This window comes from Flavobacterium psychrolimnae, from assembly GCF_003312425.1.
In the GTDB taxonomy this organism is placed as follows: domain Bacteria; phylum Bacteroidota; class Bacteroidia; order Flavobacteriales; family Flavobacteriaceae; genus Flavobacterium; species Flavobacterium psychrolimnae.
The window spans coordinates 104541-127369 of sequence record NZ_QNUX01000005.1; the positions used below are offsets into that span (position 1 = coordinate 104541).

23 protein-coding genes are annotated in these 22829 nt (G+C 33.1%); 15 read left to right on the forward strand and 8 right to left on the reverse strand.

Annotation, left to right across the window (positions count from 1 at the left end):
* Window positions 1-11: 11 nt before the first annotated feature.
* The gene (locus DR980_RS06940; RefSeq protein ID WP_113634503.1) at window positions 12-1538 is read right to left on the reverse strand and encodes a choice-of-anchor I family protein; all 1527 of its coding nucleotides are present in this window, start codon (window positions 1536-1538) and stop codon (window positions 12-14) included.
* A gap of 185 nt (window positions 1539-1723) precedes the next feature.
* On the opposite strand from DR980_RS06940, the gene DR980_RS06945 reads away from it, so the two are divergent.
* Window positions 1724-2764, forward strand: a complete 1041-nt coding sequence (locus DR980_RS06945) for an agmatine deiminase family protein (RefSeq protein WP_113634504.1) — start codon at window positions 1724-1726, stop codon at window positions 2762-2764.
* Window positions 2765-2850: 86 nt separating this feature from the next.
* Here DR980_RS06945 and DR980_RS06950 read toward each other — a convergent pair whose 3' ends face one another.
* Window positions 2851-5118: a M1 family metallopeptidase gene (locus DR980_RS06950; protein ID WP_113634505.1), complete on the reverse strand. Its 2268-nt coding sequence runs from the start codon at window positions 5116-5118 to the stop codon at window positions 2851-2853.
* A gap of 173 nt (window positions 5119-5291) precedes the next feature.
* Here DR980_RS06950 and DR980_RS06955 point away from each other — a divergent pair, with 173 nt between their 5' ends.
* The 3 genes from DR980_RS06955 (at window position 5292) to DR980_RS06965 (ending at window position 7401) form a co-directional block, all read left to right on the forward strand.
* Complete coding sequence (locus DR980_RS06955) at window positions 5292-6143, forward strand: aldose 1-epimerase family protein (protein ID WP_113634506.1); 852 nt, start codon at window positions 5292-5294, stop codon at window positions 6141-6143.
* Window positions 6144-6158: 15 nt separating this feature from the next.
* Entirely contained in the window at window positions 6159-6710 is a 552-nt protein-coding gene (locus tag DR980_RS06960) for a GNAT family N-acetyltransferase (RefSeq protein WP_113634507.1), read from the forward strand.
* Between the two features lie 139 nt (window positions 6711-6849).
* A complete protein-coding gene (locus tag DR980_RS06965) occupies window positions 6850-7401 on the forward strand; it encodes a DUF3575 domain-containing protein (protein WP_113634508.1) in 552 nt (183 codons plus the stop codon).
* Here DR980_RS06965 and DR980_RS06970 read toward each other — a convergent pair.
* The gene (locus DR980_RS06970) at window positions 7398-7634 is read right to left on the reverse strand and encodes a VF530 family protein (protein ID WP_113634509.1); all 237 of its coding nucleotides are present in this window, start codon (window positions 7632-7634) and stop codon (window positions 7398-7400) included. The genes DR980_RS06965 and DR980_RS06970 overlap by 4 nt on opposite strands.
* A gap of 49 nt (window positions 7635-7683) precedes the next feature.
* Between DR980_RS06970 and DR980_RS06975 the strand changes: the two genes are divergently transcribed.
* The 3 genes from DR980_RS06975 to DR980_RS06985 all read left to right on the forward strand — a co-directional run bounded on the left by DR980_RS06975 (window position 7684) and on the right by DR980_RS06985 (window position 9792).
* Window positions 7684-8169, forward strand: coding sequence for a histidine phosphatase family protein (locus tag DR980_RS06975; RefSeq protein WP_113634510.1), 486 nt, complete (start codon window positions 7684-7686; stop codon window positions 8167-8169).
* Between the two features lie 40 nt (window positions 8170-8209).
* Window positions 8210-8662, forward strand: coding sequence for an SsrA-binding protein SmpB (gene smpB, locus DR980_RS06980; RefSeq protein ID WP_113634511.1), 453 nt, complete (start codon window positions 8210-8212; stop codon window positions 8660-8662).
* An 80-nt stretch (window positions 8663-8742) separates the two neighbouring features.
* Window positions 8743-9792 (forward strand): Fic family protein, encoded by a 1050-nt coding sequence (locus tag DR980_RS06985; RefSeq protein WP_113634512.1) that lies wholly within the window; start codon window positions 8743-8745, stop codon window positions 9790-9792.
* A 39-nt stretch (window positions 9793-9831) separates the two neighbouring features.
* On the opposite strand, the gene DR980_RS06990 is transcribed toward DR980_RS06985, so the two are convergent.
* Window positions 9832-10473 (reverse strand): protein-L-isoaspartate(D-aspartate) O-methyltransferase, encoded by a 642-nt coding sequence (locus DR980_RS06990; protein ID WP_113634513.1) that lies wholly within the window; start codon window positions 10471-10473, stop codon window positions 9832-9834.
* A 144-nt stretch (window positions 10474-10617) separates the two neighbouring features.
* Between DR980_RS06990 and DR980_RS06995 the strand changes: the two genes are divergently transcribed.
* The 8 genes from DR980_RS06995 (at window position 10618) to DR980_RS07030 (ending at window position 18721) form a co-directional block, all read left to right on the forward strand.
* Window positions 10618-11583, forward strand: coding sequence for a Gfo/Idh/MocA family protein (locus DR980_RS06995; protein WP_113634514.1), 966 nt, complete (start codon window positions 10618-10620; stop codon window positions 11581-11583).
* A gap of 82 nt (window positions 11584-11665) precedes the next feature.
* The gene (locus DR980_RS07000) at window positions 11666-12553 is read left to right on the forward strand and encodes a 3-hydroxyacyl-CoA dehydrogenase family protein (RefSeq protein ID WP_113634515.1); all 888 of its coding nucleotides are present in this window, start codon (window positions 11666-11668) and stop codon (window positions 12551-12553) included.
* A 73-nt stretch (window positions 12554-12626) separates the two neighbouring features.
* Window positions 12627-13847: a DUF1015 domain-containing protein gene (locus tag DR980_RS07005; protein WP_113634516.1), complete on the forward strand. Its 1221-nt coding sequence runs from the start codon at window positions 12627-12629 to the stop codon at window positions 13845-13847.
* A 23-nt stretch (window positions 13848-13870) separates the two neighbouring features.
* Entirely contained in the window at window positions 13871-14533 is a 663-nt protein-coding gene (locus tag DR980_RS07010; RefSeq protein WP_113634517.1) for a YggS family pyridoxal phosphate-dependent enzyme, read from the forward strand.
* A 93-nt stretch (window positions 14534-14626) separates the two neighbouring features.
* Window positions 14627-15988 (forward strand): exonuclease domain-containing protein, encoded by a 1362-nt coding sequence (locus tag DR980_RS07015; RefSeq protein WP_113634518.1) that lies wholly within the window; start codon window positions 14627-14629, stop codon window positions 15986-15988.
* 24 nt (window positions 15989-16012) lie between these two features.
* Window positions 16013-16843, forward strand: a complete 831-nt coding sequence (locus DR980_RS07020) for an ion transporter (protein WP_113634519.1) — start codon at window positions 16013-16015, stop codon at window positions 16841-16843.
* Between the two features lie 161 nt (window positions 16844-17004).
* Window positions 17005-17922, forward strand: coding sequence for a tRNA (adenosine(37)-N6)-dimethylallyltransferase MiaA (miaA, locus tag DR980_RS07025; RefSeq protein WP_113634520.1), 918 nt, complete (start codon window positions 17005-17007; stop codon window positions 17920-17922).
* 58 nt (window positions 17923-17980) lie between these two features.
* A complete protein-coding gene (locus DR980_RS07030; RefSeq protein ID WP_113634521.1) occupies window positions 17981-18721 on the forward strand; it encodes an acyl-[acyl-carrier-protein] thioesterase in 741 nt (246 codons plus the stop codon).
* Between the two features lie 57 nt (window positions 18722-18778).
* Here DR980_RS07030 and DR980_RS07035 read toward each other — a convergent pair whose 3' ends face one another.
* From DR980_RS07035 to DR980_RS07050, 4 genes are read right to left on the reverse strand one after another with little or no spacing between them, the layout of a single operon-like run.
* The gene (locus DR980_RS07035; RefSeq protein WP_113634522.1) at window positions 18779-19495 is read right to left on the reverse strand and encodes a response regulator transcription factor; all 717 of its coding nucleotides are present in this window, start codon (window positions 19493-19495) and stop codon (window positions 18779-18781) included.
* Window positions 19496-19498: 3 nt separating this feature from the next.
* On the reverse strand, window positions 19499-21082 hold the full coding sequence (locus DR980_RS07040; protein ID WP_113634523.1) for a sensor histidine kinase: 1584 nt from the start codon (window positions 21080-21082) through the stop codon (window positions 19499-19501).
* A 59-nt stretch (window positions 21083-21141) separates the two neighbouring features.
* Window positions 21142-21738, reverse strand: a complete 597-nt coding sequence (gene coaE / locus DR980_RS07045; protein WP_113634524.1) for a dephospho-CoA kinase — start codon at window positions 21736-21738, stop codon at window positions 21142-21144.
* A 1-nt stretch (window position 21739) separates the two neighbouring features.
* Entirely contained in the window at window positions 21740-22741 is a 1002-nt protein-coding gene (locus DR980_RS07050; protein ID WP_113634525.1) for a glycosyltransferase, read from the reverse strand.
* Window positions 22742-22829: the final 88 nt, after the last annotated feature.

Consider the following 22829-nt stretch of genomic DNA (forward strand, 5'->3'; position numbering starts at 1 on the left):
AACTTCTAAATCTAATTCAAATCTGGTTGGAATATTTTAACCACACCGTCGCCTTCACTGCTTACTACCACTAAACTTCTTTTGGTAGGACTTTTTGAAGCTGGAATAAAAAGCAATCCTTCTGGAGCATCACCGGTTTTAAAAGTCTGTAAAAATTTTGGAGCGGAAGGATTCGAAACATCATATACCATAACGGCATCTACTCGTTCCAATCCAACAAAAAGAATCGTTTTATCGCCCATTTTAGTCACCACAACTGATTCTGGCTCTACTGATTTATCATCACTTCTGGCATCATCATAAATACCCAATTCTTGTGCTTTCTTGTCTAATTCATTTTTACTGTCGAATACTATTTCACCTGTGTTTCCATTCCAAATAGAGAAAGAACGTGCTCCAAAAGAAACTAATTCGTCAAAATCACCATCGCCGTCTGTATCACCCATTTTAGTATTAATATTCAATCTTCCCATACTTGCCTCTGCCTTTAAAGCTGCAGCATTAGGAAATGCAATTGGATCCAGAACAACCGAAGAACTACTGATTCTTTTTACATCTACAAAAGCTGAATATTCTCTGGCATCTCCTTCATTTGCCGTAACAAAATAAGGAATTTTATTGATTTCAAAATTAGTGATAGCGTCCGGTTGAAACATTCCTTTTAGTTTCCATGTATTAGCCAAAACGCCACCATCTTTATCGCTGATATCGATAGCATTATCGGCAAAATTATAATCTTTATAACCTAACGGAAAAATATTCGTGATCGTTTTAGTAGCCAAATCAATTTTAGCCACTCCGTTATTTTCTTGTAAAGTAACCCAAGCCGTTTTTGAATCAGCAGAAATCGTGATGTATTCCGGTTCAATATCAGAAGTGAAATTATTTGTTGGACTTGCAATTCTGAATCCTTTCGTTTTCAATGTACTCAATTGATTGCTAAAACTTCCGAAATTTAAAGTCGTAACCGCATAATTAGCATTAACGGCAATAATAGATACAGAACCGTCCGGATCTATTGAATATGTATCATTTGGTTCTCCTTCATTAGCAGTCATGATGAAATTTCCGTCAGGAGAAAATGTAATCATGTCCGGCAAAGCACCAACTGTAATTTCTTTGATGACACTGTAATTAGACGTATCAAAAACGACCACTTTTCCGGCATCTTGCTTATTTGGTTTTGCTTCTAATGCTACAGCTAATTTTCCATTATAAGTAGTAACACTGTTTGAAGTTCCATTAAACGAAGTTAAATCGATACTTGTCAGAAAAACTGGACTGGATGGATTAGATAAATCTATAACATCAATCCTATTCGTATTACTGTTGTTTACGGTAAATAATTTTTTAGAAACTTCATCATAGGCACTTATTTCAGCAGCTCCGGCGCCACCAATCGTAATAGAACCAATTTCTTTGAAAGTTGCTGCATTTTCATTTACAACCAACTCTGGAGAATCCTCCTTGTTAGAGTCATTTTCGCAACTTGACAATACCATAATTGCCGCGAGTAGTGTAATACCATATTTTTTCATAACTGTAATTTTTAAATTTTTTCAAAAATAACCAGCTGAAACCCGACTAGAATTAACTAAATATTATATAATCATTACCAAAACTATTCTTATAAATTTATGAGTTGCCCAAAATGAATGGTGGCTAACTATTTTAAAATCCTACTGAATGTTTATATTTGCAGTCTTTAAATTAGAAACGCTGTATGACTACAAATAATAGAAGATTCCCTGCCGAATGGGAAAAGCAACAAGGAATTTTACTGTGTTTTCCTCACAACGGTAAGGATTGGCCAGGAAAATACGAAGCCGTTCAATGGGCTTTTGTGGAATTCATTAAAAAAGTAGCCACTTTCGAAACTGTTTTTTTAGTGGTTGCCGATGAAAACCAAAAAGAAAAAGTCAATACGATGTTGGAAACAGCTCATGTTGAACTGACTAACGTTTCATACATCATTCATAAAACCAATAGAAGTTGGATGCGTGATTCGGGACCTATTATCGTTAAAAACGGAACCGAAAGAGAAGCTTTGAACTTTAATTTTAATGGCTGGGCCAAATATAAAAACATTCAATTGGACAAGTTTGTTCCTGCCAAAGTGGGTGAATTTCTTAATATTCCTGTGACTCAAGTCATGTACAAAGGAAAGCCGGTAATTGTAGAAGGTGGCGCGATTGATACTAACGGAAGAGGAACTTTATTGACTTCGGAAGAATGTTTGATGCATCCCGATATTCAGGTTCGGAATCCAAATTTCACTAAAACAGATTACGAAGCGGTTTTCAAGGAATACCTTGGAATTACAAATGTGATTTGGTTAGGCGACGGAATTGAAGGCGATGATACGCACGGTCATATTGATGATTTATGCCGATTTGTAAACGAAGATACGATTGTCACAATTGTAGAAACAGATCCAACGGATAACAACTACAAACCATTACAAGACAACTTAAAACGCTTGCAAAACGCCAAACTGGAAAATGGAAAATCACCTGTAATTGTGGTTTTACCAATGCCAAAACGCTTGGAATTTGATGGCTTGAGATTGCCAGCGAGTTATGCTAATTTCCTGATTTTGAACAATTGTGTTTTGGTTCCTACTTTTAACGACAGTAATGACCGAAAAGCATTGAATATACTTGCAGAATGTTTTCCGGACAGAGAAATCATCGGGATAAGCGCTACTGATTTTATTTGGGGTTTTGGAACGTTGCATTGCTTAAGTCAGCAAATTCCAGAATAGATTTAGAAAAAAAATTGATTATATAAAAAAAGACTTGTAACACTAATTGCTACAAGTCTTTTTTATTTTAATTGTATTTCTAAATACTATTTATCTCTGGTAAAAGGAATTTTTTGTCCTTCAGGAACTGTCATGTCAAATCCGTTTAGATTGTCATTAAATTCAAATTTAAGTCCTGCTTGTTTTGATTCAAAAGTGTTTTTCCCAATTGGTTCCACCGTAAAACTTGGATAATTCGTTATCAAAACATTTAACGCACCATTTTTCTCTGAAAAAGTAATTTTTAGAGGTGCCATTTTTGTTGAAAAAGTCCCCAAATAGCCATCCAGAATTACATCTTTTTCAATCAAACCTTTATCTGCAGTCCAAGTGTTATTCGCTGTATTGATATCCGGTAAAACATGATCTGGATCTAGTGTGATGCTCTCAATTTCTTCTGTAGAATTGTGTTTGAAAGACCACGCTTTGTTTCTTTGCCAAACTTCAACCGGCAATTTTACACGCGTTATTTTTCCGCTTTTCGTTTTCACGTCTAAACTTACTGGCATTGCCATTTTTTCGAAGTTTTCAATCGAAATTACAACTCCTTGTTTAGGATCGTTTTTCACGTATTTTATCGAATTAATTCCTTGGTCTAAGCGCCAATTGTATTGGAACCAACCTCTCCAAAACCAACTCAAATCTTCTCCAGCAACATTTTCAATTGTTCTAAAGAAATCGTCCGGTTGAGGATGTTTGTATGCCCAACGCTCGATATAAGTTTTCAAAGCTAAATCAAAACGATGTGGTCCAAGAACTTGTTCACGCAAAATCACTAATCCAGAACTTGGTTTTGAATACGCTAAAAGACCAATATTTGATTCTTTCATGTTATCCGGAGAACTCATTATAGTTTCAAGATTCGGACTTGTATACACTTCCGCTCTTTGATGCATATCAACCGGCTTTTCTTTGTACTCGCCATTATTAAAATCTACAGAACTCAATGAATTAATAAAAGTATTAAAACCTTCATCCATCCAAGCAAACATTCTTTCGTTTGAACCCACAATCATAGGAAACCAGATGTGTCCAAATTCATGATCTGTAACGCCCCATAAATCCTCGCCTTTAGATTCCCAGCTGCAAAAAACAATTCCTGGATATTCCATTCCACCTTCATTTCCGGCGACATTTGTAGCCGCTGGATAAGGATATTCTAACCATCTTTTAGAATAATTTTCAATAGAAGCTTTTGTATATTCTGTCGAACGTCCCCAAGCGGCGTCGCCTGCACTTTCCGCTGGATAAACGGAAACAGCCAATGATTTCTTTCCGCTTGGCAAATTGATTTTTGCTGCGTCTAAAATAAATGCCGCTGATGATGACCAAGAAAAATCACGGGCATTTTTAATTTTATAATTCCATGTTTTAGTAGCTGTTGAAAGAATTTTTGATGAATTTTCAACTTCGGCAGCGGTACGGATAAAAACAGTTTTATCACTTTGTTTTGCTTGTGCCAATCTACTTTGCTCCACAGTAGAATAAACAGCTGTAGGATTCAGTAATTCACCCGATGCAACAACAATATGATTCGCTGGAGCTGTAATGCTTACATCAAATTCCCCGTATTCTAAGTAAAATTCCGACGCGCCAAGGTATGGATTTGTATTCCAACCTCTTACATCATCATACACACACATACGCGGATACCACTGCGCTATGGTGAAAATCTTACCATTTTTAGTTTCTAAAACTCCCATTCTGTCCGAACCTTCAAAAGGTGCTATAAAAGAAAAGTCTATTTTTATTTTAACAGAACCACCTTTTGCATTTAATCCTTGTGGAAGAAAAACCTGCATTCTCGTATCCGTTATGACATACTTAGCTTCTTTTTCAGTAGCGACTCCTTTTACAGTAGTAATTACTTTTACCGATTTGATTTTATGACCACCATCAAAAACTTGGCCTTGAGCCCCATTTCTACTTCCTGTCAATGGTACAATTGCATTTCCACGGGAATCTGCTTTGAATAAATTCTGGTCTAAGTTCATCCAAACAAAAGCCAATTTATCTGGACTGTTATTCGTGTAGGTGATGATTCCTGTACCTGAGATTTCGTTATTTTTTTCATCCAGTTTAGCCGTTAATTTATAATCGGCACTGTTTTGCCAATATTCAGCGCCTGGTTGCCCGCTTGCGGAACGTGTATTTGTTCCATTTTTTGAGTAAAAATGTGGAGCAAAAGCATCATGATAATCGTATTTTGAAACTGCATTACCAGATGCATTTGTTGGGGTTTGTTGTGCCGAAACGGCCGTAACTCCCAATAATAAAGTCAGATGTAAGATGACTCCGAATCGAATATTTTTCATTTTCTTATTATTTATATCACAAATTAATGAAAAAAAAGAGGATTTTGAGCTATTAAGATAGAATTGATTCCATTTAATTTGAATAAAATCAAGCTTAATCTTTATCAGAATCAAAAATTATAAAATATATTTACACCACAAACCTATTATTAAATTAATCCGAAAAGATAATTTTGACAACTACAATAAAACACGGGAATCTGTCTGCAGAAATTAAACATTTTGGCGCTGAATTAATTTCATTAAAAACAAATCAAAATAGAGAATACATCTGGGAAGGAAATCCAGAATTTTGGGGCAAGCACTCTCCTATTTTGTTTCCAATTGTTGGTACTTTAAAAAATAATTCCTTCAATCATTATGGAATTGACTACCATTTATCAAGACATGGATTTGCCAGAGAAATGCTCTTTGAATTGATTTATGCTACAGAAAATAGTGCTACTTTCTCGATAAAATCTTCTGAAGAAACTTTAAAAGTGTATCCTTTTGAATTTGAATTGCAGCTGATTTATACTTTAAATGACAACAATTTATCAATAGAATACAAGGTGATTAACAAAGGAAAATTAACGATGCCGTTTTCTATTGGTGCGCATCCTGCTTTTGCTTTGCTAAATCACTTCGAAAATTATGCAATTGCTTTTGAAAAAGAAGAATCTTTAGAATATTATCTTTTGGAGAATGATCTTATTTCAAATAAAACTAAGAAGTTAGAAGTTCGGAATAAACAAATTCCGCTGACTTATGATTTGTTTAAAAATGACGCTTTAATTTTTAAAACATTACAATCTAACACCTTGACTATTTTAGAAAATGAAAATCCAATTTTAAGAGTACATTTTGAAGATTTTCCAAATTTAGGAATTTGGACCAAAATGAATGCACCCTTTCTTTGCATTGAACCTTGGTTTGGTTATTCGGATACCAATGAAAATTCAGGAAATCTATTCGAAAAAGAAGGTATTCAAATTTTAGAATCCAATGCAACTTTCCATTCAAAATTCAGTATCGAAATACTTTAATTAAAAAAATTAAATATGTTGACAATAAATTTCAGTCCATTCCCAAATTTAGAAACCCAACGTTTGCTTTTAAGAAGAGTGGATACTAATGATATAAAAGAGATTTTCGCATTGCGATCCAATCCGGAAACGATGAAATATATTCCAAGACCTTTAGTTAAAACGGATGAAGATGCCTTAGAACATATTGCAATGATTGATACTAAAATAGAAACTAATGAAGGAATAAATTGGGCAATTACGTTGAAAGATAATCCAAAACTAATTGGAGTAATTGGTCATTACAGAATAAAACCCGAACATTATCGTGCTGAGATTGGGTACATGTTGCTGCCTGAATTTCATGGAAAAGGAATTGTTTCTGAAGCGTTGAAAGAAGCTGTTAATTATGGTTTTAAAATAATGAAATTGCATTCTATTGAAGCAATTATAGATCCTGAAAATCATGGATCTGCTAAAGTTTTAGAAAAAAATGGTTTTGTTAAAGAAGCCCATTTAAAAGAATATGAATTTTTTGAAGGACGATTTTTGGATACTGTAATTTATTCCATTATAAACAAACACTAATTTTACATCATTTTATATTTAAAATTAGGCGAGTGGGCAATATAAATTCAAAACATAAAAACCTTACAGATAAATATTTTACATTTGTATTTGCTTTTTGCCAATAAACAATTGGTCAAAGTAATAGAAAATACTTTTTATGAAAAAATTACTTATTGTTTCTTTTCTTTTCTTCTCTATTGTATCCCAAAGTCAAACGTATATAAAAGCAAATGCTATAACCACTTTATTGACGGTTCCAAATGTAGGTATTGAAACCAGTATTGGAAAAAAATCTACTTTTCAGTTTGATATTACAGCCTCTTTTTGGCAATCAATAAATGGTAAGCCTGCACAATTTTATATTTTTATACCGGAATATCGCTACCATATTAAAGAAAAATTCAACGGTTTTTATGTGGGCGCACATTTAGGAGGTACGGTATATAATTTTCAGAAATGGAATTATTTCAATACCGATAATTATGAAAAAGGTATAGGGTACATGGCCGGTGCAACTATAGGATATCAAAAAAAGATTAAGAGTCGTTTTCTATTAGATTTTTTTATCGGTGGAGGAAATCATCAAGGATTTTACAAAGGATTCCTAATTAGTACAAATGAGCGTGTTGATGGAGCAAAAAAGTACAATAAAAGCGGGGAATGGCTGCCTTACAGAGGAGGAATCATGATTTCATATAAATTGGACTAAGATTTCTCATGAAATTTAGAAAGTGATTTTATATATAAATCTTCCACTTGCTTTCTTGCCCAATCGGTTTTTCTTAAAAAAGTCAAACTTGATTTTAGGCTGGGATTATCTGTAAAACATTTCACTTTAATGAGTTCACCTAAAGTATCAAATCCGTAATGATCTACTAATTTTTCTACTATTTTTTGAAGTGTGATTCCGTGAAGCGGATCTTTCGATTTTAAATTTTCCATTTTGCAAATATATAAAATCGATAAATACTAATTTTTTAAATTCATCAACATGAAAAAATTTCTCTTACTACTTACACTTTTATTTTTAAATATCAGTTTTGGGCAAAGCAACACCACAACCTATTACTTCATTCGCCATGCGGAGAAAGTTGATAGTTCACAAAATCCAGATTTATCCGAAAAAGGTTTGATAAGAGCGGATCTTTGGAACAAAATATTTTCGGAGATTAGTTTTGATGAAATTTACTCAACGGATTACAAAAGAACTCTGCAAACTGCAAGTCCAACCGCGACAATAAAGAAAATTGAGATTAAATTGTATAATCCCAAAACAATAAACATTGAATCTTTCAAGAAAGAAACATTAGGAAAAAAAGTTTTGATTGTGGGACATAGTAATACCACACCAAAATTTGTCAATGACATTATCAATCAGAACTTATTTTCTGATATTGAAGATGAAACTTTTGGGAATCTTTATATTATTACAATAATTGACGGCATAATCAGTTCCCAACTGCTGAAATTACCTTAAACCATTGCAAAACCTTTAATTTTTGCTACCTTTGTAAACTATGCTAAAAACAATAAACATATTCAATAAGAGAGCCAAATTCGACTATGAAATAATCGAAACATTCAATGCTGGAATTGTTTTGGCTGGTACCGAAATCAAATCCATTCGTTTAGGAAAGGCAAATATAACGGAGAGCTTTTGTGAATTTAGTAATAATGAACTTTTTGCGATAAATACCTATATTGAAGAATACACTTTTGGAAATCAATTCAACCACAAAGCCAGAAGCGAACGTAAATTACTATTGAAGAAAAAGGAATTAAAAGGTTTGCTAAAAAGTGTTCAAGCCAAAGGTCTTACCATAGTTCCTTTGAAGCTTTTTACCAATGAAAAAGGATTGGCTAAACTACAAATAGGCCTTTGTAAAGGTAAGAAAACCTATGACAAACGCGAATCTCTTAAAGAACAAGACACAAAACGTGACTTAGACAGAATCAAAAAATCATTTTAAATTAAAAGAAATTAGGAAGAAATATTTTTAGTCTTAAAAAAATGACTAAATTTGTCAAGACAATTTAAAACATTTTCAAAATGAAAACACTTCTCAAAAATGCAAGAGAACAAAAGGGACTCAAAACTAGAGAAGTGGCACAACTTTTAGCAATTGATCAAGCCTTAATCAGTAAGTTTGAAAGTGGAACCAGAAAACCAACCAGAGAGCAAGTTATAAAATTAGCATCTCTACTAGAAATAGATTTAGAAACAATAATGGTCGTCTGGCTTAAAGAAAAAATTCTTTATGAAATTGGTCAGGATGAGTTTGCTTTAAAGGCTTTATTAGTTGCGGAGCAAGAAATTAGGTATCAAAGTAAACCTTCAAAGAAAAAATTATCTACTACACTTCAAAAAATTTTAGATGAAATAGATACTTTGAAGATAAAACTAGATGGGTTTCGTCAGTTTGACAGTTATCGTATTGCACAAGCTTTAGAGTTAGAATATACTTTTGAAAGTAACCGTATCGAAGGCAATACAATGACTTTACGTGAAACTGATTTGGTTATCAATGAAGGCTTAACGATTTCCGGAAAAAGCATGCGGGAACATCTTGAAGTTATTAATCATCAAGAAGCAATTGCTTACATCAAAGATTTAATGCAGAGAAATACTTCCATAAATGAGCGCGAAGTGCTATCTATACACAATCTTATTTTGAGAGGAATTCAACCTGAAGATGCTGGTCGCTATAGAAAAGTTCAAGTGATGATTCAAGGAAGCAGTCACATGCCTCCACAACCTTTTTTAGTCGCTAAGGAAATGGAAGATTTTTTTATTTGGTACGAAACCAATAAATCAACTCTTCACCCGATAGTTTTAGCTGCTGAAATGCACGAACGTTTGGTAACTATCCATCCATTTATTGATGGTAACGGCAGAACTTCTCGTTTGGTAATGAACTTAGTTTTGCTACAACATGGCTACATTATTGCAAATATTAAAGGAGATTATGAAAATAGAATGCGCTATTATCAATCTTTGGAAACAGCACAAACTAAAAATAATAAAGAAGATTTTTTGTTATTCATTGCTCAAATAGAAAAAGAAAGCTTAGAACGGTATTTGAATATTATTGGTCAATAAAAAACCCGTCTCGTTATTTAAGCGAGACGGGTTTCTGATTTAATTTTTATCTTCTAATAAAGGAACGAAACGGAATTCTCCAAACTCATGCTTTTCAAATTGTGTTTCATTTTTTCTGATTAATAAAGTCATTATCTGTACCTCTTCTCCTAACGGAATAACCAGCCTTCCTCCTATTTTTAGTTGTGCCATCAAAGGCTGAGGAATAAATGGAGCTCCAGCAGTTACAATAATACTATCAAAAGGAGCGTAACCTGGTAATCCTTTATAACCGTCTCCAAAAGAAATGTGTTTGGGACGAATTCCTAACTTTGGAAATAAACCCGATGTTTTTTTGAACAATTCATTTTGTCTTTCTACACTGAATACTTTGGCACCCATCGTACACAAAACAGCTGTTTGATATCCTGAGCCAGTTCCTATTTCTAAAATTTTGTGTTCTCTTTTAACTTCTAATAATTGAGACTGAAATGCCACAGTATACGGTTGAGAAATGGTTTGACCTGCACCAATAGGAAATGCTTTGTCTTGATAAGCATAATCTTCAAAACTGGAATCCAAAAATAAATGTCTTGGAATCTTTTTTATCGCCTCCAAAACATTTTTATCTGTAATCCCTTTTTGCTCTAATACGCTTACTAATTGATTCCGAAGTCCTTGATGTTTGGCTGTGTCTTTCAAAATTTATTATTTTATTTTGGTAAAAATAGCAAAGAATTTCTGAATTCAAATGTTGGATTTTAAATTTTAAATTAACTGAATAATTGTCCCACATCAATAATAGATTAATCATTTTATTGCTATTTTTGTAAAAATTACATCGTTATGCTGAAAATTGGAGTATTAGGTGCTGGTCATCTAGGAAAAATACATTTGCGTTTATTACAACAATCTGATAAATATGAATTAGTTGGTTTTTATGACCCAAATCAAGAGAATGCCGAAAAGGTTTCAAAAGAATTTGGCTATAAACATTTTAGTACAATTGCAACGCTAATTCATGCCGTCGATGTAATTGATATTGTAACGCCTACCCTTTCTCACTACAAATGTGCCAAAGTAGCCATTAAATCTGGTAAGCATGTTTTTATCGAAAAACCCATTTCAAATACGGTAGAAGAAGCCGAAGAAATTATTGCTTTGGCAAAGGAATATAATGTAAAAGGTCAAGTTGGGCATGTGGAGCGTTTCAATCCGGCATTCATCGCTACCAAAAACATGATTGAAAATCCTATGTTTATTGAAGCACATCGCCTCGCTGAATTCAATCCTCGTGGAACCGATGTTCCCGTAGTTTTAGATTTGATGATTCATGACATTGACGCTATTTTGAGCGTGGTAAAATCAAAAGTAAAAAATATTAGTGCTAGCGGGGTTTCAGTAATTAGTGACACACCAGATATTGCTAATGCAAGAATAGAATTCGAAAATGGTTGCGTTGCCAATTTAACAGCAAGCCGAATCTCGATGAAAAATATGCGTAAATCTCGTTTTTTCCAAAAAGACGCGTATATCTCCGTAGATTTTTTAGAAAAGAAATGTGAAGTAGTCAAAATGAAAGATGCTCCTGAAGTACCTGGAGATTTCGATATGATTTTACAAAATGCTGAAGGTGTAAAAAAACAGATCTATTTCTCTAATCCTGACGTAGAACAAAATAACGCCATTCTTGATGAACTGGAATCTTTTGCAGATGCGATTGATAATAATACTACTCCTGTAGTGACATTAGAACAAGCAACCGAAGCCTTAAGAGTTGCGTACCAAATTATCGATTGTTTTAAAAAATAAATAAAAATGTATCTAAAGTTTAAGGTTTAAAGTAGCTCTCGAGAACTTTAGATTTTAAACTTTTAAACTTTAAACTAAAAATATGAAGACAATAGCCGTAATCGGAGCAGGAACAATGGGGAATGGAATCGCCCATACTTTTGCACAAAGTGGTTTCACTGTAAAATTAATAGATGTTTCTGAGAAATCTTTGGATAAAGGAATGGCAACAATCGCCGCAAATTTAGACCGAATGATTGCAAAAGGAAGCATTACCCAAGAAGATAAAGCGAAGACAATCACCAATATTATAACTTATACGGATATTAAAGACGGTGTTGTAGGTGTTGATTTAGTAGTAGAAGCTGCCACAGAAAATGTAGAATTAAAACTAAACATTTTCAAGCAATTGAATGAAGCTTGTTCTCACGATACGATTTTGGCAACTAATACTTCTTCTATATCTATAACTCAAATTGGAGCAGTTGTTGCGCATCCAGAACGCGTTATTGGAATGCATTTTATGAATCCAGTACCCATAATGAAATTAGTAGAAATTATTCGTGGCTACAACACAAGCGACGAAGTGACTAAAATAATAATGAATCTTTCGGAAAAATTAGGAAAAACACCAGTTGAAGTAAACGATTATCCTGGTTTTGTTGCCAATAGAATTTTGATGCCCATGATAAACGAAGCTATCGAAACTTTATACAACAAAGTGGCCGGCGTTTATGAAATTGATACGGTGATGAAACTTGGAATGGGTCACCCAATGGGACCTTTGCAATTGGCTGATTTTATTGGTCTAGATGTATGTTTAGCCATCTTAAATGTTATGTACGACGGTTTCAAAAATCCAAAATATGCGCCTTGTCCATTACTTGTAAATATGGTTCGAGCAGGAAAAATGGGTGTAAAATCTGGTGAAGGTTTCTACGATTATTCTGAAAACAAAAAAGCAGAGAAAATTTCTAAACAATTTATATAATCTCTAATGTTTAAAAGTCAAGAGTCTAAAGTCAATTACTTTAAACTCTCGACTTTTGACTTTTGACATAATTATGGCCAAAATAGTTCCTTTCAAAGCAGTTCGTCCTACTCGTGATAAGGTTTGCCTTGTTACTTGCCGTTCGTATGAAGAATATGTAAACGCAGAATTGGCGGCACAATTGGATTTCAATCCGTTGTCATTTTTGCACATTCTAAAACCTGCTTACACCAATCAGGAAACTGTGTCTTTCGAAAAAAGATACCGCCAAGTGCATCAAAAATATGAGGATTTCAAAAATGAAATCATTCTTGTAAAAGACAAAAAACCCGCAATTTATATTCATAAAATTGTAACTAAAACACAGTCTTTCACAGGGATTATTGCAGGTACAAGTGTAGCCGATTATTGCAATAATATCATCAAAAAACACGAAGATATTATCGCTTTCAGAGTTCGATTACTCAAAGATTACATGAAATATTCTGAGTTTAATACCGAACCTGTTTTGATGACTTATCCAGACAATAAAACGATTGAAAACTGGATTTTTAACTGTACCCAAAAATTAGCTGATTTTGAATTTTCAACAACAAAAAAAGAAATTCATTATCTGTGGAAAATTGAAGATACATTAGAAATCGATTGGCTTCAGAACATTTTCGAAAAAACAGACAGTCTTTATATTGCTGATGGTCACCATCGTACCGAAGCATTAAAATTATTGTCTGAGGAAAATGATGATTCAGAAAACACAGCAAAAAATCATATTCTAAGCTATTTAATTTCTGAAAATAACGTCAAAATATATGAATTCAATCGCTTGGTAAAAGATTTAAACGGTTTTACCAAAGAAGATTTTTTAAAGGAATTAGAAAAGAATTTTATTGTTACAAATAAATTTCAGCAACCTTTTCAGCCTTCCAAAAAACATGAATTCGGAATGTATCTTAACAATGCCTTTTATAGCTTAATTTTACGTAAAGAAAGTGCTGTTTTCGATACCGTTTTGGAATGTTTAGACACACAAATTTTATACAAAAAAGTGTTACTGCCTATTCTTGCCATTGAAGATTTGCGAAATGACGAACGAATAGAATATCTTTCAGGAAAACAATCCCTTTTAGAAGTAAAAAACAAAATTGATCAAGGAGAATTTGAAATCGGTTTTATATTATTTCCATCAAACATTGGAGAAATAAAAGCTTTGGCTGATGCCAATTTAATAATGCCTCCAAAAAGTACGTACATTGAACCAAAGTTTAGAAGCGGATTAGTCGTTTATGAGCTTTAACACCTTAAAATCAAAACATCAAAATGGGAATAGCGAATAATTTACTCCAAATAAAATCCACTTTACCGGAACACGTAACCTTAGTTGCGGTTTCAAAAACTAAACCTGTTTCAGATTTAATGGAAGCCTATGAAGCTGGTCAACGCATTTTTGGAGAAAACAAAATCCAAGAAATGGCTGAGAAATGGCAACAAATGCCCAAAGACATTCAATGGCACATGATAGGTCACGTTCAGACGAATAAAGTCAAATTTATGGCACCATTTGTGAGCTTGATTCACGGTGTAGATAGTTTGAAATTATTACAGGAAATCAATAAACAAGCACTAAAAAACAATAGAATTATAGATTGCTTACTACAAATTTATATTGCGGAAGAGGAAACTAAATTTGGATTAGACGAGGAAGAACTTGCTTCACTCCTATCCTCGAGTGAATTTCATGAAATGAAAAATATTAGAATCGTTGGATTAATGGGAATGGCTACTTTTACAGACAATAAAGATCAAATCAAAAAAGAATTTTTGCATTTGAAAACAATTTTCAACAAGACAAAAGAACCAAAAACTGAAAACTGCCAACTGGAAACTATATCTATGGGAATGTCCGGAGATTATCAACTTGCAATTGAATGCGGAAGCACTATGGTTCGAATCGGAAGTAGTATCTTTGGGGGACGAAATTGATTTTCGATTAACGCTTTTTAACCTAGCAATAGCGAACTGGCGAAAAATTTCAGCTGTTTCTTAACACGAAACATTAAACATTAAACAAAAAAATTGTACGCAATACTCGACATAGAAACCACTGGAGGACAATTCAACGAGGAAGGAATCACTGAAATCGCCATCTATAAATTTGATGGTCATGAAATCGTGGATCAATTCATCAGCTTGGTCAATCCGGAAATTCCAATTCAGCCTTTTGTGGTCAAACTCACTGGTATCAATAATGCCATGTTACAATCGGCACCCAAGTTTTTTGAAGTTGCAAAACGCATCATCGAAATGACAAAAGATTGTATTGTCGTTGCTCATAACGCCTCTTTTGATTACAGAATCCTTCGAACAGAATTCCGCCGATTAGGATACGATTTTGAAGCCCAAACTCTTTGCACGGTCGAATTGTCAAAAAAACTATTGCCAGAGCAGCCATCCCATAGTTTAGGAAAACTGGTTCGCGCCCTTGGAATCCCAATGGCAGACCGTCATAGAGCCAGCGGAGATGCATTAGCAACAGTCAAATTATTTAAAATACTTTTAGAAAAAGATTTAGAAAAAGAAATTGTAAAAGATTTTATAAAACTAGAAATCGAAAAAGGAATTGCTCCAAAATTGCTGGACATTGTTGCGAAATTACCTGCCAAAACTGGTGTTTATTATATTCACAACGAAAAAGGGAATTTGGTTTACATTGGCAAAAGCCGAAACATAAAAAAGCGCATCAACCAGCATTTTACAGGAACTTCCACGAAATGTAAAAAGATTCAAGCCGAAGTTTTCACTGTAACGTATGATGAAACCGGAAGTGAATTGATTGCTTTATTGAAAGAAAGTGAAGAAATAAAAATCAATAAACCCATCTATAACAGAGCACAGCGAAAAAGTATTTTTCAACTGGCTTTGTATGCTGAAAAAGATAAAAATGGCTACATCAATCTGAAACTTCAAAAAGCAGATGGTCGAAAAAAAGAAATTACCTCTTTTACTTCGCTGCAGGAAGGCAAAAATGCACTGTTCCGAATCACTTCTCATTACAATTTATGTCAGAAACTGACCGGCTTGTATCATACTAAAACAAATTGTTTTCAATATAGTATAAAAGAGTGCGACGGCGCTTGTATTGGTATGGTTTCACCTGAAGAATACAATGCAAGAGTGCTTAGTTTTATCGAGAAAAACAGTTTCGAAAATCAAAACATGGTCTTAATTGATAAAGGAAGAACCATCAGCGAGCGATCAGCAGTTTTGATAGAAAACGGAATTTACAAAGGGTATGCTTTTTATGATTTAAACTATCAAATCAATAACATCGAAATACTGAGAAACATCATTATTCCGATGCAAAATAATCGTGATACTAAAAATATCATCCAAGGCCACATCCGAAAAAATAAGACCCTAAAAACCTTGAAATTCTAATCGATTGTTAATCGAATAAAAAGTATGCAAAGAATAAAGTCGAAATTTGACGCTTTCAGACAAAAAACGAATATCGTAATTTACGGAACCAATACAGCTTCCGGACGATTATTTGATTTGGTACTTTTGGGTGTTATTTTACTCAGCGTTATAATTGTCATGCTGGAAACTGTAAAAGGTTTCGATATTAAATACCATCACGAACTAATTATTTTAGAGTGGGTTATCACCGTATTTTTCACTTTAGAATACATTCTGCGCATCATTTCAATCCAAAAACCCTGGAAATACATCTTTAGTTTCTACGGGATAATTGACTTGATTGCCACAATACCAATGTATTTTTCTTTGTTTTTTGTTGGAACCAGTGTATTAACAGTGGTCAGAGCGCTGAGATTATTGCGATTATTCAAAATTTTAAAACATCCGCAGTTCTCCAGCCAATCTACACACCTCAAAGAAGCGTTGATTGCCAGCAAAGGAAAAATATTGATTTTCATTTATTTTATGCTTATCAGCAGTATCATCATCGGCTCCGTAATGTATGTAGTCGAAGGAAAAGAAGGCGGTTTCACCAGTATTCCAATCAGTATTTACTGGACTATCGTCACGCTCACAACTGTAGGATATGGAGATATTTCGCCTATAACGCCACTGGGACAAGCCATCGCATCGGTAGTAATGATTATGGGTTACGGAATAATTGCCGTTCCTACAGGAATAGTTTCAGCTGAGTTTGCCAATAGCAACCGCAAAAAACCATGGTCTGAGAGAATCAATCCTTGTAATGTATGCGGTACTGAGGGACATGAATTTAATGCAAAATACTGTTTCCATTGCGGAGCTGAACTATAATTTATTAATTGGAAGCAATTCCAGCTGTACACTGCAACTCCTCGTTATTTTAGTTGTTTTTCTAAGGCATAAAAGGAGCTTCCTCCAGTCGCTCTTTTACACCAAGAAAAACTAACTTCCATAACTCCGGGGTTTCCGTTTCCATCTGGGCTAAAAAAAATATGAAATACTTAATCACTATTGTCGGACCTACAGCTATCGGAAAAACTTCCCTAAGTATTGTTTTAGCCAATTATTTCAAATGCGATATTCTTTCCTGCGATAGCCGACAGTTTTTCAAGGAAATGACCATTGGAACTGCAGTTCCCAATGAATCGGAACTAGCTGCAGCAAATCACCATTTCATCCAAAACAAATCTATATTCGAGAATTATACCGTTGGGGATTATGAAAAAGAAGCGATTGCAAAATTGGAAGAATTATTTTTGACAAATGATTATACCATTTTAGTTGGCGGTTCCGGATTGTACGTTGATGCTATTCTAAAAGGTTTTGATGAATTTCCGGAAATTGACTCTTCAGTTCGTACTGAAATAAATACGAATTATGAAAAATTAGGAATCGGATATTTACAGCAAAAACTCGAAGTTTTAGATCCTGAGTACTACAAAAATTTAACTGTCGAAAATCCTCAAACTTTGCAAAACCCGCAACGAATGATGCGTTTTGTAGAAGTCTGTTTGGGTTCCGGAAAACCATATTCTTCTTTTTTAAATCAAAAGCAAAACAGTCGCACCTTCACTCCTATTTTAATTGGACTGGAAGCCGATAGAAAAGTCATTTACAACCGAATCAATCAACGCGTTGACATTATGATGAACGAAGGTTTACTAGCAGAAGCCAAAACGTTATTTCCAAATAAAGAATTGAATGCTTTGCAAACTGTGGGTTACAGAGAATTATTTAGCTACTTTGACCGAGAAATTTCATTGGAATTTGCCATCGAAGAAATAAAGAAAAATACCCGACGATTCTCAAAACGCCAATTGACCTGGTTCAAAAGAAATGAAAACACAAAATGGTTTGATTTTGAAACTCCGTATGGAACTATTGTGGAGTACATCAATTCAAAAAAGTAAACCAAAAATCAATATTTCTAAAATAGAAATTCATAATTCATAATTCATAATTATTTATATGCCTATCTCTCCAAATTTCACTTCCATATTAAGCAAAGATTGGGAAATCAATTTTACACAATGCGCACCAAACGGTTTTTTAAAATATACTGATTTATGTAATATGCTGCAATTAACGGCTGCTGCACATTCAGAAGTTGGTGGAATCAGTTTTTCGGACATGCAGGAATTTGACCAAGCTTGGGTTTTGAGCAGAATGCGTGTTGAAATAACCAAGTTGCCAAAATGGGGTGATACTGTAACTGTAAAAACATGGATTAATTCCCTGGAAAACTCCCGTTCCGTTCGGGCGCTGGAAATGCACATAAATGGCGAAAAAATTGTGGGTTCTGAGACTTTTTGGGCAGTTTTTAATACTAAAAAGCGTCGGCCGGAAGGATTGGCTTTACCGTTTGAACATTTTGAATTATATCCCGAAAAAAGAGCTACTCTTGAAGGTTTTTCTAAAATAAATTTCAGTAGTGAGAAAGAAATTGTTTTTGAAAAAAGCGTCTTTTTATCTGATTTAGATATTGTAAATCATGTCAATAATGTAAAATATTTAGAATGGTGTTTGGACTTAGTTGATGAAAAATTAATTCTCAATCAAAAAATTGAAAGTTTAGAAATGAATTTCTTAAAAGAATTATCACTAAAAGATAAAGTCATCATTCACGAAAGTATTTCAGAAAAAGAAACTGTTTTTAGCATTACTAAAGAAGATAAAACGAGTTTTGCTTTACAATTGAACTGGAAATAAAACACACTATTTTGCTCCAAAAAAAAAAAGCCTCAATTTCTTGAGGCTTAAATCTATTTATTCTGCTACTTTGTTCTTAACTACTAATCTGAATCCTTCTCCGTGGATGTTCAAAATTTCTACATCTTCATCAAGTTTCAAATACTTTCTCAATTTAGCGATGTACACATCCATACTTCTTGAAGTAAAATAGTTATCATCTCTCCAGATTTTTGTCAAGGCTAATTCTCTTGGCATCAAATCATTTTCGTGAAGAATCAACATTTTCAATAATTCATTCTCTTTTGGAGATAATTTTATTGGCTCTTCATTATTAAAAGTTAAAAAACGAAGCTTCGAATTCAAATGGAATTTTCCAATATTAAATTCAAACTGTACTTGTTCAGCTTTTGTATCCGATGATTTTCTTTGAATAATTGCTTTAATTTTCATCAACAATACTTCAGAATCAAAAGGTTTGTTCAAGTAATCATCAGCGCCAGCTTTATAACCTTTCAGCACATCTTCTTTCATAGATTTTGCTGTCAAGAAAATAATAGGCACTTCATTATTTTTTTCTCTGATTTCTTTTGCTAACGTATATCCATCTTTATAAGGCATCATAACATCCAGAATACATAAATCAAAAGTGTCTTTCTTGAATTTTTCAAATCCTTCCATTCCATTTTTCGCCAAAGTGACGTCAAAATCATTAAGCATTAAATAATCCTTTAAAACCGCACCAAAATTAAGGTCATCTTCGACTAAAAGTATTTTTTTATTTACATTTTCCATATTCTAATTTATTAATGGTAATTTTATAATGAAGGTACTCCCTTTTCCCTTTTCACTTTCTACATAAACTTGACCGTTGTGGTCGTCAACAATTCTTTTTACATATGCTAAACCTAATCCATGTCCTTTCACATTATGGATATCACCGGTATGCTCTCTGTAAAACTTTTCAAAAATTCTTTTCTGAGCAATTTTACTCATTCCCAAACCTTTATCTTTTACTTTAATAATAATCATGTCTTTGATATTCTCAGTAAAAATTTCAATCTCTGGAACGTTTGGAGAATATTTGATTGCATTCTCCAGGATATTCACAATCACATTGGTAAAATGAACATCATTAATTAAAACTGTAGTACGCACAGCATTAAAATGGCTTTTAATTGTACCTTCTCTATCTTCCAAGATTAGATTTACATGCTCAATTGCATCGTTTATAATCTCATGGATATTATGTGATTCTTTGATAATATTTAATTCTTTCTTTTCTAATTTAGAAATACGAAGTACATTTTCTACTTGGGCGTGCATTCGTTTGTTTTCATCCTTAATCATTTGAAGGTATCGCAAAACCTTTTCTTTATCATCAATTATTTTTGGATTTCTGATGGCATCCAAAGCTAAATTAATGGTAGCAATAGGTGTTTTGAACTCGTGTGTCATGTTATTTATAAAATCATTCTTGATTTCAGAAATTTGTCTTTGACGAATTAATTGATTCAAAGCACTTGAATATGCAATAAGAATAATTAGCGTAAATATGATCGAAAGCACTGTTATACTTACCAGCTCTGACAACAAAAATTTCTTTTTGTGAGGAAATGTAACAAGTAATTGGTATTTACTGTTCCCTTCATTATCAGTAAATATCGGAATAGAATACGTAGCTTCTTTATTGTATTTAAATTCGTTCGATTTTACAGCAGTCGCCAAATTATTATTGTAAATACTAAATTCGAATTTTGTATTTACACCAGATTCTTCTAATTCTTTTTTGATAAGTTTATTCAATGTTTCTTTAGAAACTCGTTCTTGAATAGGTAGAACAGAGGCGAAATCTTTGTAAAATATTTCAAATGAAGCGTTATCTAAAACATCTAAATTCCCTGTTTTTTCAACTCTAATATCAGGAATTAAACTTTGTGTTACCCCTGATTTATCAATAGAATTATTGTTATAAACTTCTGTGACGCGTTTAGAACTGAAGCTCTTGAATTTCTCACTATCAAATTTTTTATCAAAGAACGTTGGCGAAATATTATAATCTTCAGAAATTATACTGTTTGAATATATAATTGTTTTATTAGTTCTCGGATTTTTTTGAACATAATAAAATTCTAATATATCATCCTTTTTGGGTACTTTTCCTGTACTGTCTTTGTAATGATTTATTTTATCATAAAAATTGTACGCTTCCTGCTTTTGAACCTTATCTGCCACATTACCAATCACTTGCTTAACATGGAATTTAAATTGCTCATCATTATTTTTAAAAGACGTATTAAACCAATACACCTGAACAAGAATAATCCCAATTAGGGACAAGCTCATTAATAAAACAAGTAATCTAAAAAAAAGTTTATTCATCGAAACAAATTTAGCATTTTAACAATATATTAAATAATAGATTAACCAAACATTAACACCTAAGTATGTTTTTGTTTAATCTTTAAAATTTTAAGAATTTGATCAACTTCTCGTTTTGCAGTATCTAGAGAAATATTTTCAACGACAAAATCACTTTTTGCAATTCGTTTTTCATCGGGCCATTGCGCTTCCATTTTTTTCAAAACAAGTTCGCGAGTAGTTTTGTCACGCTCTAGAACACGCTTCAGCCTTGTTTCTATTGGAGCTGTGACTGTTATGATTATATCGCATTCTTTATATCGTCCACTTTCAAATAAAATAGCCGCTTCATAAATAATGTAAGGAACTGTTTTATTTTCTAAAAGCCAGAGTTCAAAATGTTTTTTTACGGCAGGATGAACAATATTGTTTAGTTTTTCTAGTTTTTCGGGATCGTTAAATACGATTTTGGCTAGTTTTTCTCGATTCAGTATCCCATTTTCAAAAATATCCTCCTCAAACGTGTTTTTAATAGCGTTTATTATTTCTGGAGATTGCATGATTTTTCTAGCTTCATCATCAGCAATATAAACTGGAATCCCAAAGGATTGAAAATACTTTGCAATCGTAGTTTTTCCACTTCCGATACCGCCAGTTAAACCTATTATTTTTGTCATATTACACTTTAAAGAATAATTCAGGAAAAGCTTCTTGAGGTTTTTGTTTTAAAATGATAATTTTACAATAGGATTTTATAAAACCTAAACCGTACCCGTAAAACTGTTTCCAAACTGCTATTAACGATAAATAGCCAATTTTAACGCTCTTATTCTGGTATGAAGACACCAAAAACAGTACCAAAAAGTAAATAAAATACAACTGAAGCAAATAATCAAAATTAAAAATCAACAGCAATATTATTGAAAAGAAAAGTCCAATTATGAAAACCGAAGGAAAGAAAAAAGTTAGTTTATTGTATTTTGGATACCAACTATTTAAAATTGGTCGTGCTTTTCCAAATTTATTCACCTGAATTGAAAACTTATCCCAATCGATTCTTCTCTTGTGATAAACATAAGCATTTGGGAAAAGTTTGGTTTCAAAACCTAAATTCCACAAGCGAATGGACAAATCAGGATCTTCTCCGGGATGGATATTTCCGAAACCTTTCGAGGCTTCAAAAGCTTTTCGTGACAATCCCATATTAAAACTTCTGGGCTGAAACTTATCAATTTTTTCAGAACCACCGCGGATTCCACCAGTTGTTAAAAAAGAAGTCATTGCAAAATTAATCGCTTTCTGAATATCCGAAAAACTATCCAAAGCTTTATCAGGACCCCCAAAACAATCCACATAATTCTGTTTTAAAGCGTTGTCAACTTCCAATAAATACTGCGTTGGAATAATACAATCCGAATCAAAAATGATGAAATAATCACCTCTGGCTTTTTGCATTCCATAATTCCTGGAAGCGCCAGGTCCTGAATTTTCTTTGTAGTGATATGAAATATCAAGTCGGTCTCCATATTTCTGAGCAATATCTTTACAAACTAAAGTGGACCCATCTTCTACTAATACAATTTCAAAAATTTCTTTATATGTAGTGTGAGACAAACTTTCTAAAAGCTCGTCAACTTCGTCAGGACGATTATAAACGGGTATAATGAGGGAAAAAAACATAAATATAAAGTGTGGTATTAACGTGTATTTTTAGACTTAAAAAATTTTAACAAATGTAATCTTTATCCATAAAAAAACCATCAACTAT